The 15,330-nt window shown below is 47.1% G+C and carries 12 protein-coding genes; 6 read left to right on the top strand and 6 right to left on the bottom strand.

Annotated features, from left to right (window positions below):
• The first annotated feature begins 26 nt into the window (after positions 1–26).
• The 4 genes from HMPREF1152_RS01415 to HMPREF1152_RS01400 all read left to right on the top strand — a co-directional run bounded on the left by HMPREF1152_RS01415 (position 27) and on the right by HMPREF1152_RS01400 (position 5,259).
• Positions 27–1,949, top strand: coding sequence for an aconitate hydratase (locus HMPREF1152_RS01415; protein WP_009643336.1), 1,923 nt, complete (start codon positions 27–29; stop codon positions 1,947–1,949).
• Positions 1,950–1,963: 14 nt separating this feature from the next.
• Positions 1,964–3,160, top strand: a complete 1,197-nt coding sequence (locus HMPREF1152_RS01410) for an isocitrate/isopropylmalate family dehydrogenase (RefSeq protein ID WP_009643440.1) — start codon at positions 1,964–1,966, stop codon at positions 3,158–3,160.
• On the top strand, positions 3,160–4,101 hold the full coding sequence (locus tag HMPREF1152_RS01405; RefSeq protein ID WP_009643493.1) for an AEC family transporter: 942 nt from the start codon (positions 3,160–3,162) through the stop codon (positions 4,099–4,101). The genes HMPREF1152_RS01410 and HMPREF1152_RS01405 overlap by 1 nt, the downstream gene beginning before the upstream one ends.
• Before the next feature lie 378 nt (positions 4,102–4,479).
• Positions 4,480–5,259, top strand: a complete 780-nt coding sequence (locus HMPREF1152_RS01400; RefSeq protein WP_009643475.1) for a basic amino acid ABC transporter substrate-binding protein — start codon at positions 4,480–4,482, stop codon at positions 5,257–5,259.
• A gap of 309 nt (positions 5,260–5,568) precedes the next feature.
• Here HMPREF1152_RS01400 and HMPREF1152_RS01395 read toward each other — a convergent pair whose 3' ends face one another.
• Entirely contained in the window at positions 5,569–7,341 is a 1,773-nt protein-coding gene (locus HMPREF1152_RS01395; protein ID WP_009643410.1) for a hypothetical protein, read from the bottom strand.
• Between the two features lie 469 nt (positions 7,342–7,810).
• Here HMPREF1152_RS01395 and HMPREF1152_RS01390 point away from each other — a divergent pair, with 469 nt between their 5' ends.
• Together HMPREF1152_RS01390 and HMPREF1152_RS01385 are read left to right on the top strand one after the other, a co-directional pair.
• Positions 7,811–8,380, top strand: a complete 570-nt coding sequence (locus HMPREF1152_RS01390; RefSeq protein WP_009643512.1) for a TetR/AcrR family transcriptional regulator — start codon at positions 7,811–7,813, stop codon at positions 8,378–8,380.
• Positions 8,381–8,463: 83 nt separating this feature from the next.
• On the top strand, positions 8,464–9,834 hold the full coding sequence (locus HMPREF1152_RS01385) for an MATE family efflux transporter (protein ID WP_009643416.1): 1,371 nt from the start codon (positions 8,464–8,466) through the stop codon (positions 9,832–9,834).
• A 268-nt stretch (positions 9,835–10,102) separates the two neighbouring features.
• On the opposite strand, the gene HMPREF1152_RS01380 is transcribed toward HMPREF1152_RS01385, so the two are convergent.
• The 5 genes from HMPREF1152_RS01380 to HMPREF1152_RS01360 form a co-directional block, all read right to left on the bottom strand.
• Positions 10,103–11,128 (bottom strand): alpha/beta fold hydrolase, encoded by a 1,026-nt coding sequence (locus HMPREF1152_RS01380; protein ID WP_156791939.1) that lies wholly within the window; start codon positions 11,126–11,128, stop codon positions 10,103–10,105.
• Between the two features lie 52 nt (positions 11,129–11,180).
• The gene (locus HMPREF1152_RS01375; protein ID WP_009643494.1) at positions 11,181–11,957 is read right to left on the bottom strand and encodes a glycerophosphodiester phosphodiesterase; all 777 of its coding nucleotides are present in this window, start codon (positions 11,955–11,957) and stop codon (positions 11,181–11,183) included.
• An 86-nt stretch (positions 11,958–12,043) separates the two neighbouring features.
• A complete protein-coding gene (locus HMPREF1152_RS01370; RefSeq protein WP_009643384.1) occupies positions 12,044–13,540 on the bottom strand; it encodes an MFS transporter in 1,497 nt (498 codons plus the stop codon).
• 48 nt (positions 13,541–13,588) lie between these two features.
• A complete protein-coding gene (locus tag HMPREF1152_RS01365; RefSeq protein WP_009643389.1) occupies positions 13,589–14,422 on the bottom strand; it encodes a pyridoxamine kinase in 834 nt (277 codons plus the stop codon).
• Between the two features lie 284 nt (positions 14,423–14,706).
• Entirely contained in the window at positions 14,707–15,309 is a 603-nt protein-coding gene (locus HMPREF1152_RS01360) for an ECF transporter S component (RefSeq protein WP_009643506.1), read from the bottom strand.
• Positions 15,310–15,330 lie beyond the last annotated feature (21 nt).

Here is a 15,330-nt window from a genome sequence, read left to right as displayed (position 1 = left end):
GAGGACTGAAGGGGAGTAACGTTAAAATGGGTTATACAATAGCAGAGAAAATCATTAGGGCTCATCTGGTGAGCGGCGAGATGAAGACGGGAGAGGAGATTGGGCTCAGGATAGACCAGACTCTGACTCAGGATGCGACGGGAACTATGGCGTATCTGGAGTTTGAGGCGATGGGGATTCCACAGGTCAAGACTGAGCGTTCCGTCGCGTACATCGATCACAACACTCTGCAGTCCGGGTTTGAGAATGCAGATGACCACAGATATATTCAGAGTGTTGCTGCCAAGCACGGTATCTATTTTTCCAGGCCCGGCAACGGCATCTGCCACCAGGTTCATTATGAGAGATTTGGAATTCCGGGCAAGACTCTGATTGGTTCGGACTCGCATACGCCGACCGGCGGCGGACTCGGCATGCTGGCGATGGGCGCCGGCGGTATGGATGTGGCCGTTGCCATGGCGGGCGGAGCTTACCATATACCTATGCCAAGGATGACCTTTGTGGAGCTAATCGGACAGCTCCGCCCTAATGTCAGCGCCAAGGATATTATTTTGGAGGTTCTGCGGATGCTATCTGTCAAAGGCGGAGTCGGTGCGATTGTAGAATACGGCGGCGAGGGTGTAGCGACGCTCAGCGTACCTGAGAGGGCTACTATCACCAATATGGGCGCTGAGCTGGGCGCTACTACCTCGATTTTTCCGTCGGATGAGGTGACCAGGCAGTTCATGGCGGCTCAGGGCAGGGAGGCTGACTGGTCTCCTCTGACCGGCGATTCAGACGCTGAATATGCCGAACGCTATACTATCAATCTCAGCGAGCTGGAGCCTATGGCAGCATGTCCTCACAGCCCTGACAACGTCAAGCCGGTTCGCGAGCTGACCGGTATCAAGGTTGATCAGGTTGCAATCGGCTCCTGCACCAACTCCTCGTTTGCCGACATGACTAAGGCGGCATCTGTGCTGAAAGGTCACAAGATTGCAGACGGAGTCAGCCTGGGCATCTCCCCGGGGTCGAGGCAGGTGTTCTCGATGATGGCAGAGAGTGGAGCTCTCACCGCCATGATAGATGCCGGCGCCAGAATCCTAGAGTGCGCTTGCGGACCTTGTATCGGTATGGGGTTTGCTCCAAATTCCGGGGGAGTAAGTCTTCGTACATTCAACCGCAATTTCCTCGGACGTTCAGGAACTAAGGACGGTCAGGTATACCTGGTGAGTCCTGAGACAGCTGCAGCGTCTGCGCTTACAGGTACCATCACCGATCCGACAACCATGCCGCCGATCGAGCGGCCGCAGCAGCCGGACAGATTCCGCATCAACGATGACGGAATCATCGCACCGCTGCCGACCTGTGAGGCCGAGACGGCAGAGGTGCTCCGCGGCCCTAACATCAAGCCGTTCCCGGAGACCGGCCCGCTGGATGACCGGATCGAGGCCGCGGTCATCCTCAAGGTAGGTGATAACATCACCACAGATCACATCATGCCGGCAGGAGCCAAGGTGCTGCCATACAGATCCAACGTGCCTAAGATCTCGGAGTTCTGCTTCAACGTAGTGGATGAGACCTTCGCATCCAGAGCAAAGGCAGCCGGCAAGGGCTTCATTGTAGGAGGATCCAATTACGGTCAGGGCTCGTCAAGGGAGCACGCAGCGCTAGCGCCGCTGTATCTCGGAATAAAGGCAGTAATAGCCAAGAGCTTTGCCAGAATCCACGCGGCAAATCTGGTAAACGCAGGCATCTTGCCGCTGATATTTGAGAAGCCCGAGGATTATGACAGGATAGAGCAGGGCGATGAACTCAGACTGGATAATGTCAGAGCTGCTCTTGCAGATGATAGAATCGTGTTGCATGCCGGAGACAAGGAGATTCCGCTGCGCATGGATTTAGCTGAGAGGCAGAAGGCTGTTCTGCTGGCCGGCGGATTGCTGGATTACACAGCACTCGGTAACTAGGATTGGAGATTGAAATGAGTAAGAGCACATACAGCACTGAAATTGAGCACGACATCGCAGCGGCAGTTCAGAATTTCGAGTCGATGCTGCGCGAGCAGGTTGCCAGAAATGAGCGCATGAGAAGCGAGAGAGCTGCGGAGCCGATGAGCACGGAATTCTCCGGTAATTATAAGGCAAAGCAGATAATAATCGGCACCGCAGGTGGTGACGGAATCGGACCGATCATCATGCGAGAAGTCGAAGCAGTGCTTAACACATTGCTCCGGGACAGACTTGCCGGCGGCGAAGTCGCGCTGCGTCCGATCGGCGGATTCACTCTGGAGAACAGACTGGCCGCAGGCAAGACAGTCCCGGACAACATCATGGCAGCGATGCAGGAGTGCGACGTCCTCCTCAAAGGGCCGACGACGACACCTAACGCAGCCATGAATGCAGCAAATATCGAAAGCGCCAACGTCTATCTGCGCAAGGCCTTCGATCTGTTCGCCAACGTCAGACCGGTGGTGATTCCTGAAGAGGGTATAGATTGGACCTTCTTCCGCGAGAATACCGAGGGTGAGTATGCCCTCGGCAGCAGAGGTGCGTATATCAGAGGCGAGTTCGCGGTGGATTTCAAGGTTACGACGGACGAAGGGACGAGGCGAATAGCTCGTGCGGCCTACGAGTATGCTAGAGCTAACGGTAAGAAGCGTGTATCGATTATTACCAAAGCCAATATCATGAAAAAGACTGACGGCAACTTCCTCAACATCTGCCGCGAAGTTGCCGAGGATTATCCGGAAATCGAGACAGACTCATGGTTCATCGACATTATGGCTGCCAACCTGGTCAACGAGGACATCAGAAGCGATTTTGAGGTTTTCGTGCTTCCTAACCTGTATGGTGATATAATAACTGACGAAGCAGCTCAGATCCAAGGCGGTGTCGGCACGGCAGGCAGCGCAAATATCGGCAGGAACTACGCTATATTTGAAGCTATTCATGGCAGTGCACCGCGCATGATTGAAGAAGGGCTGGGCGAGTACGCCAATCCGGCGAGTCTGCTCAAGGCCGCGTCTATGATGCTGTCCCACGTCGGATACGCAGCGGAGTCAGGCAAGCTTGAGACAGCGCTGGCAGCAGCCGATGAGAAGCTCGGCGCACGCATGACCGGACTGGCAGGCGGCGCAACTTGCCGCGAGTACGCAAATGAAGTCATGTCGAGGTTATAATGGTACAGAATTTCTGGATTTGTATAAATGCGGTTATTCCGCTGATGATTTATCTACTGATCGGGATGCTCGTCAAGCGAGCAGGACTGATAAATGACGACGAGGTGAGCAGATTCAATCACCTCGTCTTTATTGTGCTATTTCCGCCGATGATGTTCGAGAACCTTTATGGGGCAAAGCCGAGCACGGCTTTCAATCCCGGACTCACAATATTTGCCATAGTATTCCTGTTTGCCTTCATCGCAGCGAGCGTACCGATCGTGCACAGGATAGAGAAACGTCCGGAGACCCGCGGCGCCATGATTCAGGCAATGTACCGCAGCAACTTTGTGCTGATGGGACTGCCGATTGCTTTGAATATTTGCGGTCGAGGCAACGTCTCGACGACAGCCGTCCTCGTGGCTGTCATTGTACCTATTTACAATATAATAGCGGTTATCATCCTTGAGTACTATCGCGGCGGGCATGCCGACATCTCCAAAATGTTCAGCAAGATTATCATGAACCCGATTATCCTCGGTGCTCTGGCGGCAGCTGTCGCAATTGTACTTGACATCAGGGTTCCAAAATCCGTAGATAACGTAATCTATACCATGTCCGAATGCACCACTCCGATGGCTATGATTATGCTCGGTGCGTCCTTCAACATCAAGAGTATCAATACCGACAGGCGTAATCTCAGCATTGTAACAATTACAAAGCTGCTTATACAGCCCGCGATAGGCCTCTCGTTGGCTGTGCTGTTCGGTTTCCGCGGCGTGGAATTCGTATCGCTGATCGTCATGATGTCTGCACCATGCGCAGTGTCTTCGTTTACGATGGCAAAGTCCATGGGCAGCGACGGAGATCTGGCAGGCAATGCGGTTATATTTACAACCGGGTTTTCAATACTGACGATATTCGGGTGGCTGTTTCTGTTCAAGAATATGGGGATTTTCTAGTTAAGGCAAAACGTATAAGCCTTGACCGTAAACAGGACAAGCCTTTCTTTTATTGACAGGCTCTTCTTTGCATTGAAGAGAATAAGCTAATCTATGCCCTTCGGGAAATTTCTGGCCAAGACATGTCTGCTTTATAACAACAAGCGGATAAAAACAGACAGCAGATAAATACCAGAGACCGTATATTGCACGCCTTCTTCTGCATAAAATTTCAAGATAATGAAATAAAATTCAAATACCTCTTGACAGCTTGAACCTGTACGAGTATATTTATACATATCAACTATAAATTATGCAAACGGCATAACGGTGTGTAACCACATAGTCAATCAAACAGTCAAATCATGATTAACATTATTTTAGGGAAAGGACACAGAAATGAAAAAGACAATTGGGAAAATCATGGCACTTATGATGTGCCTTATCATGGCAGGCGCACTTGCAGCTTGCTCAGGCAGCAAGGGTAAGACATACAAGGTCGGGACAGAGCCTACTTATCCGCCTTTTGATACAACAAACGAGGATGGCGATATCATAGGCTTTGATATGGATCTGATGAAGGCTATTGCCAAGGATCAGGGCTTCGAGGTTGAGTTCGCTTCATTTGATTTTGACGCGCTCATCCCGGCGCTCAAGTCAGATAGCGCTGACATCGTAATCGCCGGTATGAACATCACACCGGAGCGTGCCAAACAGGTAGACTTTTCCGATTCCTATTACAAGACAGGAGTCGTGCTGCTAGTCAAGAAGAATAGCACCAAGATTACCGGTTGGGACAGCTTTACTAGTGGCAGCGGCCTCAAGGTTGCAGCTCAAACAGGTACTCTGCAGGCGGACATCGCTAACAAGCTCAAGGACGAGGGCAAGGTGTCAAGCGTATCCGTCCTCAACCAGAACACAACAGCTCTGCAGCAGCTCGAGAACGGCGATGTAGACGCAGTATTGGTAGATAAGCCGGTAGCAGTGGATATCTCTGCAAGTCAGGGTGACAAGTTCAAGATGGTTGGAGACATCAAGCCGGACAGCATCACAGATAACGGCATTGCAGTCAAGAAGGGCAACAAGGAGCTTCTCAAGAAGATTAACACCGGGCTCAAGCACGTCAAGGAGAACGGTACTTATGACAAGCTGGCCAAGAAATGGAAGATCGAACAGTAGCGAGATCCGGCCATTGAGCAGCAACTCCAATCCGTAGAATAGGGTTTAAGACCATACCGGAGAGTGACTGAAGCAATTTAACTTATTAAGCAGCAAGAGAAGCCATGTGAGCCGGCTTCTCTTGATATGTCTAAGCAAATTTACCTATATTGTCCTAAAGGCGTATTCCTTACAAATGGAGGGATGCATTCACTATCTACCGCAGAAGGATAATTTACAGAAAAAGATTCACACGCGGACCGAAAAAACGAGCTGCGCGTCGGACTCAACGAGATTGTGTGAGTCTAACGCACAGCTCTATCATTATTTCTATCTTACTTTTCTTTTCCTGATGACCGTTAAAACGACTATGCTTCCTAATGCAATCAATATACCTAATGTGTATAGGGTTATATTTGTTCCATCGCCTGTTACCGGAGATTTCTTTTTTGTAACTTTGCCCGGAGCTTTTGTTTTATCCTCGGTTACCTTTACTGTAAGCTGTATAGCTCTTTTATCTGCATTCGCATCATTTTCAAGAACGGAATCTCTTCCGGCTTCCGATTGAACAGCATCCCAGCCTATAAACATTTTAGAATATTCTGAAGCACCGACATTATCATATCTTATCCCGCCATATTGAGGATTTGTCAGAAGCTCTTGCAATGCAAAACTGTCAATGTACATATCGACTATAGCGTCGCGTGCTTCGAATTCTCGCGATGCAAGTTCATGTAATCTTCCCTTTTCATTGTCTCCGAATGTAGATGATTTCTCTAACATCTCTTCGAGTTTGTCTATTACGGGTTTATCTTTAGCCTTTTGTTCATCGCTTATATTTCTGCTCCAATGATTATATAATTTTGGAACTTTAGCGATATTATTTCTTAATAAATTAATCTCACCATACAGAGAATACGCCTTTGCAGGTCTGTTTGCTGCTTTGTTGCCGTAATCTATGTCAGAATGCCCGTCATGCTGATAAGTCCTATTATAGAGCCTCTCTGTCATCATCTTAAAGGGTTCACCTGTAGGAAATTCAAAATTCTTGTCGTCAGAATAATTTTCGTAGAGAGTTTTATCATAAGGATCGTTATTGAGGTATCGGTCAATTACCGCTTTGTTATCAGCAACAAACTTATTAAATTCATCCCTTAATGCCTTTACTTCATCTGCAAGTTTTTGAATATCTTCTACGGCTTGACCAAGTTTTGTTACTTGAGTTTGGTAATCTTGGTATTCAGCAGGCATAATGTTTTTAAACTTCTCGACCTTTGACGGAGTCTTTAAATATTCATCTCGTAATGTTTTCATTCTAGGGTCATAATGAGCAGTAACAAGTTTTCCCATCTTATAATTCCCGGACAGTGCTCCTTTAACAGTCAGAACATCTCCGGCCTTCACCTTTGTTTTGTCAAACTTAACCCCCGGAATGGTAACCTCCAGATGGCTTCCAACCTTGTTTAGCGCATTGTTTAGATCCCTGGCAATATACGGCTTATTTTCTTTATGCGCTTTTTTAAGTGCCGGATCAACAAAGTCCATAGTTACTGTAACCTTCTGACCATCCACCTTTACATCTGTTACTTCAAATATGTCTTTTGCATTTTTTAATTTCACATTAGCCTTGGTAAGTTTTTTGCTATAAATCATTCCATCCGGAATAACAAATTCTGCCACGAACTGACTGCTCACTCCATCGAGTTTTGCAAAGGCACCAACGCCCGGAGTTATCATCCCTACCGCCTTTTTAATGACATCGACCCTTAGGGTTCCTGTGAAATTCATAGTATCATTGATGTTTACAGCCTTGATTTCTTTATGCTGCGTATCTGTGCCGAGCAGAATATCCCCATCCAGTCTGGTGAGTTTCTCATACTCCTCCTTAGCTTTCTCTTCACTATCGAAGGAACCGCTTAAAAGCACTGCAAGTACTTCTCTTAAGTCGTACCATCCTTCAGGTGTTTTGCTCACAGCGTGTTTTCCGGCTCCGGGTAATGCCTGATTATCATCAGCATGTACTACTGCTGCCGACGGTATTGCAGATAAGACCAGAATTGCACTCAATGTGATACTTAACACGTATCTTGTCAGATTCTTCATGTGAAATGTCCTTTCTCTAAGATTGTTTTTTAAGCTACTTAATTAGATGAATATAGATTTGTATTATTATTTATACATTATGTCAGTATATTAACATGTTTTGAGACATAAAGGAAGGGCAATTTTTAAAGCCCCCGCACTGAGACACAGTACGCTATGTGCTATCAGGATTCTCTTATGATCTTTCTTTAATGTGCAGTATTAATTTTATGCCTATTTGTCCACGTCCCGACTTCCGCAAGCGGATGCTAAGCTTAAAAATACCGTCAGTAAACAAAATCTTTTAGAAATACGAAACGGCAGATCAATAAGGTTTGCTGTTTTTCTTTTATCGTTAATACCGCAAACTTTCCAGGCGGTTTGATTTTTTAAATTCTTTTATCGCTAATACTGCAAATGCTTGACAGAAAAAGCAACGGGTGGTATTATTTGCTTACCGACGATGTCGTCGGTAAGCAAGGAGGAGCTGATGGGAAATAAAAGGTTAAGCAGAGAACAAAGGAGGAGGCAGATTAAAGACATAGCATTGGAGCTTTTTATAACAAACGGTTATGCAAATACTACAATGGATGAAATCATACAGGCTGTCGGAATATCTAAGGGAGGGATGTATCATCATTTTTCAGGCAAAGAAGAGATCTTCTTGGAGCTTTTAGATGACGGAAATGAATACAGAAAAAATATTGTAGTGAAATATATGAGGGAAAGTCGAAAAAACCGCAGCGAAAAGCTTATTGACAGTTTGCTGGATAAAATTCTCGATGTCAATCCGTACAAGAAACTGTATACCGTATTTCTTATAGAAATGCAGAACAACGAGAATTTTAAAAAATTATTTGCAAAGCTATACGATAAGGGAATTGAAGATTTTCTTGAATTCTGCAAGGCGGAGGGCTTGGACGAATATATTACGATAAATAATCGGGAATTTGTTTTTTTGATGAATTCTCTTTATGTGGGAATGTATCTGTTTGATATAGATAAGGAAAAGCTTAGAGAGATGCTTACGATTATGTTCAAAGCATATTTAAAATGTTAGAAGGATTTAATTATTGCACAACAGACTGAAATATAAGTTTTTGGTGCAAAATAAATTAAGAAAGTATATTGAGGCTTAAAACCATGAACAAAGAAAAAGAATTGATATTGAACGATAATTTGTGGAAAGTTTGTTGCAGGCTTTCTCTGCCGGCTATTATTGCGATGATTTTATACGGCTTAAATGTAATTTTTGACGGGATATTTGTAGGCAGACTGGTGAATGAGACAGCATTTGCAGGTTTGTCCATAGTGTATCCGCTTACCCAGTTGAGTCTTGGATTGGGCTCGTTGGTGGGGGTGGGCGCAGGCTCATATCTGAGTATTTTATTGGGGAACGATGACAAGGAGATGCAGGGCAAGCTTCTTGGAAATGCCAATTTAATTTCTATTGTGGCGACAGTTGTCATGATACTGTTCGGTTTTATATTCATGAATCCCATGCTTCGGGCACTTGGAGCAGAGGGGGAGGTTTTATCTTATGCGGTAAGTTACTATAGAGTAACCCTGATAGGTAGTGTATTCTGGATTATAGGGCTTGCCTACAATATGATAGTAAGAGCCGAAGGCAAGATGAAGACCGCGGCAATTATGATGGGTATAGGTCTTATAGTCAATATTATCTCAAACTACGTACTTATGGCTATTCTTAAGCTGGGGGTTGCAGGAGCGGCGTGGGGAACCAACATAGGTATGTTTGTCTATGCTCTGCTGTTCGTAATATATTGCAAAAGCGGAAAGGTAAGCTTCAATGCCAATGTATTTACGATAAATACGGATAGGGATGTGATAAAAGAAATCATTTCTTTGGGTATGCCGTCATTAATAATGAGTGTGATGGGGATCATACAGGGCATAATAATTCTCAGGGCATTGAAAGCCTTCGGAACCGAACTGGACATAACTTTTTATGGAGCGGTATTCAGGATATTCAACTTTTCACTCACACCTATTTACGGACTTATGAGAGCTTTACAGCCTGTAGCCGGAATTAATTACGGAGCTAAACAATATGAAAGAAGTATAAGCTCATTTAAAATATTCTCTTTTGTGGCGCTGATTGTTATGCTGCCGTTCTGGATTCTGTCAATGATAAGCCCTTCGCTTGTACTGGGAAGCATGTTGCCGCAGGTAAGTTTCGGTGCAGAATATATATTCTGCTTCAGAGTATTTATGACCATAGCACCTCTGCTTTCAGTTACGATGACAGCTATGACATTTTGGCCTTCCATCAAAAAAGGAAAGCCGGCAACGCTTATAGGACTCGGCCGGCAGTTGTTTTTATATATTCCCCTTATGATTATACTGCCGAGGATTTTCGGTATACAGTCAATCTATGTAGGTTCTCTTGCAATAGATGTGTTTCTTTCGATAATTGTAATATTTATGCTGGCCCAAAATTTCAAGGAGTTGCGTGAGCTTGAGGTCAAGGAAACACGATGCTGTTTGGAATAAAAATATTGAATCGATATATCCTCAAGTTAATCTGTGCTAACATTAATGTGTGTCCGGAATTTACTTTCGGACGTGGCGAATTAAAATTATTAAACTTAAGGCAGGTGCAGTTAATGCAGCAAAATAGACTGCAGGCAGAGCTTTTATTGCGATCGGTGTTTTTGCGGCTATTTTGTGGTCGTATAGATTAGACGATATGTCGCCATAAATGAAAAATCGGAATAGCTGGATTTCTACGGACTCTGTCGATATCCCTCGGGAATTAAAATTACTGATTTGAGCAGCCTTCAGTGTGCACTTTCCCATTATCATCAATAAATTTGAATATTCTGGAATAGTAGTCACACCTGATATTGTCGGCAGCATTAAATATCTCGTGCTTCGAATCCTCGTAGATATAGAACTCAATGTGTGAGACCTTCTTCGCAAAGCTGTAATGGCCCGCAGGTGATAGTAATGAGTCATTGCCGGCATTGAACATCAGGATTGGTATGTTGATATTGCTCGCCTGCCTATGCAGCTGTGACATAGCTCGGAGGCTCGCAGCACCCCATCCGTTCGAAAGACGATTCGTCTGATAGTGGGTGTCCGCCAATCGCTGATTGAATATGTAGAGGTAGCGGGCTTGCGACATGGTGCTGCTTGTATTGAATACGTTCCTGCCGGTCCAGGGCTTGCCGCCGGGGAATGGCTCTTCGACTTGGTGAAGCAGCCTGCTCTTGGCTCTCAGCAGATAGAGCAGCAGCTTGGGTGTAGTGCCTGTGTCAATTGCAAACATCGGGGTGCTGAGCACAGCTGCATCAAAATATCCCGGATGCTGCTCCAGAAAGAGCGCGCCGACAGCTCCGCCCATAGAATGAGCGTACATAATGTGCTTCAGATCAGCTGTGACAGGGTTAACTATCTCATCCATGAATATAAGCAGGTCGCTGACATAGTCGGCAAAATCGCGTACATGAACCATGTCCACCACATCAATCTCTCTTCCGGAATATCCATGCCCTCGCTGCTCGAGGAAGAATACCTCGTATCCGCCCTGCCAATAGTATTCCGACATCTCGTGGAATTTGCCCCAGAATCCGCAGTAGCCATGCAGAATTACGACACATCCCTTCGGGTGCTCCCCTGATGGCCGAACTGCGTGATAATACCGGAGCTTCAATCCGTCTGCAGCAGCAAAATCTCCCGATTGTACGTATTTGTCACGCCACTCCTTGTTGGCACCTGCCATGTGATCCGCATAGTCGTCTTCGCCCAGCATCCTGACTCCGGGAGGGAAATCAAATTGCTTCATTGAGTCCGGCTTCAGTATGAGTGGGGAATTATGCATATCTTTATTTTTCTTTTTAATGCTCATATTGCTTCTCAATTACTGCCAGTGCCTTATCCGGATAATTGGTTATTATAGCGTCGACGCCGGCGCTAACGGCCAGCTTCATGTGTTCCTCCTCATTAACGGTCCAGACGTTGACCGCAAGACCCTTGCGCTTGCACTCCTCTATGAAGCCGGGAAACTGAATGTTGTAGAGTGCAGGATGTAATGCTTGCACTCCATATCTCACAGCATAGTCGGGCATGCCTATCGTGCCGTCCGCATACAGGAAACCGAGCTTGGCATCCGGATTCAGCTCGCGCATGTGAGTGATTGTATAATGGTTGAACGAAGAGTACAGAACCCGGTCTTCACAACCACATTCCGCGGCGAGCTGCAACAGCTTTTCAGCCATGTCCGGGTAGAAAATGATGCCTGTCTTGAGCTCAACATTGATAATCATATCGGTAGTGGCAATCAGTTCAAATACTTCACGCATAGTAGGAATAGTGACTCCGGCGAATTCCGCACGGCCGCCGGAGAAATCCAGAGACCTGAGCTCTGCAAGCGTCATGTCCTTGATCCAGCCGCTGCCGCTCGATGTCCTATCCACCTTTTCATCATGGCAGACTACGAGCTCGCCGTCGCTGCTCATCTGCACATCAAGCTCTATGCCGTCAGCACCGAGCTCGTGCGCCTTCAGGAATGCAGGCAGCGTGTTCTCGGGGCAGTAACCGCTTGCGCCGCGGTGGGCCCATACCTGCGGACGTGTTTTGTCCGAGATATTTAATGCTTCAGCTAATTTATTCATGATATCCTCCATGTGATATATTACACAACATATACAGCAAAGGCACAAATTCAAGCTGCCTTGAATTTGCGCTCTCTTAAACGCGTTTATTTATGATTATGAATCCTGTGTTCGTTGGATTTCTTCCACAAATCCTCGTATGCAAAGCCCGTAGCCCTCTCGAGTATGCGCTTCTCCTCATCTGTTGCCACGCTGTCATCCTCACCGCGCCTTCTGGCGATGTCCTGCTTGACTACAGTGAATTCTTTGTTTGTGATAGGGAAGATGTAACCAAATAGTAGCAGAAATGCTACGAGTACGACCGGAATAATTATGAAAATCATCGCAATTCCCCGCTGCGTGAATAGTGCCTGTCTGATGCCGCTCTGCGCGAGCTTAGCGTCATAACCGACCAGAGACAGCAGTATACCGATAATCCAGACCGAAAGTCCTGCGGAAATCTTCCTTGCGAATGTCGCCATGCCTGACACTATGCCCGGGCGGCTGGCCGAGGTGATGAGCTCATCGACATCCGCCATATCAGCGAGGATAGCGAAGATGCTCGTGAGCGTTGCCGCGTTGCCAATACCGATGCCTGCGGCGAGCGCCAGAATAGGGATGATAGGCGCGCCCTCGTAAGAGAAGGCGAGTAATCCCAGTGTTGAAACAATTCTGATGGGTGCACCGATTAGGATGGTGGTGCGCTTGGATGTCCTGGTCATTATAGGCGTGAACACTAACATTCCGAGCAGCTGTGATACCATCAGCACGCCCATGAGCATGATCAGATATCCGCTGCCATAGCCGTTGAGCACTTCATCCACATAATAAATAGCCATACCGGACACGAAGTCCATCGCACACTGTCCCGACAGGTATATTCCGATAAATATTCTAAATGAGCGGCTCTTGAAGACCGAAGCAGCCTCGGAGAAGCTATCCGCAAGCCTTGTGCGAACCGGATTCTTGAGCTTTTCCCACGTGCCCGCAAATGTCACAATCGCCGAAAATCCGAACATAAATCCAAACAGGATAGCGACCTTGAGGTACATGCCGGTATTCAGTGTGTCCTTGATAAGCAGAGTTGGAATCATGCCGGCAGCGATAGCGCCGATTGTCGACCAGATCATCCTTATGCTGGAGAATTTTGCTCGGACAGTATAGCTGTCGATCATATCAGGCAGCAACCCGTTGTAAGGTACCATGATAATCGTGAAGCCTGTGGAAAACAAGCAGTACATCACTATGTAATAGATGAACAGCATGGTTGTGTTCCCGGAAGGGATGGTTGTCCACAGCATCACAAACGAAATAGCCGAAACGACACCGCCTACCAATACATAGAGGCGCTTTGCCCCGAAACGCGACACCGTCCGGTCTGTAATGTTGCCCATCACCGGGTCGGTAACTGCATCCCATACCTTGCCGACCATCGGAATAGCGCCGGCCAGTGCAGCCGGGATTCCCAGAGCTTTTGTCAGGAACACCAGAAAAAAGGTGTTGATAATAACAAAAGCGCCTCCGCCGTAGAACTCGGCCATACCGTACATAAGTCCGGCCTTGATTCCGGTGCCGCGGAACTTACCCGCTATCTTGTCGTTCATTTAGAGACTCCTTCATAGTTGTTGTCTCTGTCATATTATCATATATATCTATCTGCGGATAGCCGTAATGAGTTCGCCGAGCATTGGCTCGAACTTGACACCGTACCAGTGTTCCTGGTCATCAATTGTGTTCCTGATGCAGCTGAGTACGTATTCTCCGGCGATTTTTGCGGCCTCGGACTTGCCCTTTCCCGCCAGATATGCGCCTACAAAAGCGGATGCGAACACATCGCCGGTGCCGTGGCAAGAAACCGGCAGCTTTTCATGCATTATATATTGACATCCTTTTTCGTCGGAGACTAGGATGCCGGTAGTTGTGTCATCGTAGCTGACACCTGTCATGATTACCGTCCCTGTGCCGAGCGCGTGGATGCCGTCGATAAGCGCATTTGCATAAGACCTGTCGTAATGTTCTCTGTATTCGATGCCGGTGAGCAACGAAGCTTCCGTTATATTAGGCAGCGCAATATCAGCTGCTGCGACGAGAGACTTCATGACTTCTACAAAGTCCATGTCGAAGGCGGGATACAGAGTCCCTGAGTCGGCCATAGCCGGATCGACAACGCGCAATCCGTCCGGTGATACGAGCCTGTCAAATATATCCTTTACATAGGCAATCTGCTCGCTGCTGCCCAGATATCCCGTGTAGGCTCCGTCAAATGCAATCCCTTCGATCTCCCACTGTTCGAGAATTCCCGGAATGTCGCTCGTAAGGTCGTGGCACGTGAACCCTTTGAATCCTCCGGTGTGATTGGATAGCACGGCTGCCGGCAGGATTGCGGTCTCATGACCGCAGGCCGACAGGATCGGCAGCGCTACAGTGAGCGAGCACTGTCCGACGCACGATATATCCTGAATTGAAAGTATTCTCTTGTAGTCCATTGAAATCTTCCTTATATTTTCTGATGTGTGCAATCTGACGCAGGCTATTTATCTGATATTTGCAACCTATAGCTTAGTGTAAGCGTAGAGCAGGCACGGGCATATAGACACAGGATCTGAAAATACAGAGAACTGTATGATGCCGAAATACGCATTCTGCATATGTCGCCAATCGATTTTTTTAGCTGCGATCCTGCGTCAACAATCTCATTTTGCGTTAATGTTAATAATTTTGAGTCTGCATCAATAATCCCGAGCTTGTATTAATAGCTTGGAGCTTGCACCTACTGCATAGATCGCCTGTAGAAAAAATGCTTGCCCCAGGATGTCCGGCTTAGCGCGGTTGATACGGCAATTGCTATGACTGCTCCGACCACCGCTTGTAGAACATTGCCCGGCATGTCGGCAATTGGAGCTACCCAGTTACCGTAAATTACGCCTTGCGCTATATAGTAGCCGGTAACGGTCCAAACGACTGAAATCGCGTAGGCGAAGAGCTCGACAAGCGGCAACCCTGCAATTCCGGCTAAGCGCCTGCCTTGCAGCATCTTATTCATCGCATATCCAAATGCGATCTGTACGATTATAACCATTATAGCCTTGATGACAAGCGTCCAAGGGGCCCAGACAGCGTACCCGCCATAAATGTCAGCAAGCGCTGCGCCAACACCTCCGGCGAAGCAGGCGCACTTTCTGGGCAGCACGATGGCTGAAAGTAACACGAACCCGTCACCTAGGTGGATGTAACCCATGGCGTTGGGAAGTTTAAAAAAAGTGGTAGCAATCATGACCATTGCTGTCATCATCGCTGTAGTGACTAAAAGCATGGTCTTGCTGGATCTATCAAGCTTGTTAACCCTGCCGGATTCCGTTTTGCTGTCTATCATTTCTGCCTCCATAATCCGATG

Source organism: Mogibacterium sp. CM50, from assembly GCF_000293155.1.
In the GTDB taxonomy this organism is placed as follows: domain Bacteria; phylum Bacillota; class Clostridia; order Peptostreptococcales; family Anaerovoracaceae; genus Mogibacterium; species Mogibacterium timidum.
Note: the sequence above shows the minus strand (reverse complement) of the source record. Positions and strands in the feature narration are given on the sequence as shown.

Excerpts from the sequence above, each read along its gene's own strand:
- HMPREF1152_RS01415 (WP_009643336.1), top strand. The coding sequence starts at position 27 with ATGGGTTATACAATAGCAGAGAAAATCATTAGGGCTCATCTGGTGAGC.
- HMPREF1152_RS01410 (WP_009643440.1), top strand. The coding sequence starts at position 1,964 with ATGAGTAAGAGCACATACAGCACTGAAATTGAGCACGACATCGCAGCG.
- HMPREF1152_RS01405 (WP_009643493.1), top strand. The coding sequence starts at position 3,160 with ATGGTACAGAATTTCTGGATTTGTATAAATGCGGTTATTCCGCTGATG.
- HMPREF1152_RS01400 (WP_009643475.1), top strand. The coding sequence starts at position 4,480 with ATGAAAAAGACAATTGGGAAAATCATGGCACTTATGATGTGCCTTATC.
- HMPREF1152_RS01395 (WP_009643410.1), bottom strand. The coding sequence starts at position 7,341 with ATGAAGAATCTGACAAGATACGTGTTAAGTATCACATTGAGTGCAATT.
- HMPREF1152_RS01390 (WP_009643512.1), top strand. The coding sequence starts at position 7,811 with ATGGGAAATAAAAGGTTAAGCAGAGAACAAAGGAGGAGGCAGATTAAA.
- HMPREF1152_RS01385 (WP_009643416.1), top strand. The coding sequence starts at position 8,464 with ATGAACAAAGAAAAAGAATTGATATTGAACGATAATTTGTGGAAAGTT.
- HMPREF1152_RS01380 (WP_156791939.1), bottom strand. The coding sequence starts at position 11,128 with ATGAAGCAATTTGATTTCCCTCCCGGAGTCAGGATGCTGGGCGAAGAC.
- HMPREF1152_RS01375 (WP_009643494.1), bottom strand. The coding sequence starts at position 11,957 with ATGAATAAATTAGCTGAAGCATTAAATATCTCGGACAAAACACGTCCG.
- HMPREF1152_RS01370 (WP_009643384.1), bottom strand. The coding sequence starts at position 13,540 with ATGAACGACAAGATAGCGGGTAAGTTCCGCGGCACCGGAATCAAGGCC.
- HMPREF1152_RS01365 (WP_009643389.1), bottom strand. The coding sequence starts at position 14,422 with ATGGACTACAAGAGAATACTTTCAATTCAGGATATATCGTGCGTCGGA.
- HMPREF1152_RS01360 (WP_009643506.1), bottom strand. The coding sequence starts at position 15,309 with ATGATAGACAGCAAAACGGAATCCGGCAGGGTTAACAAGCTTGATAGA.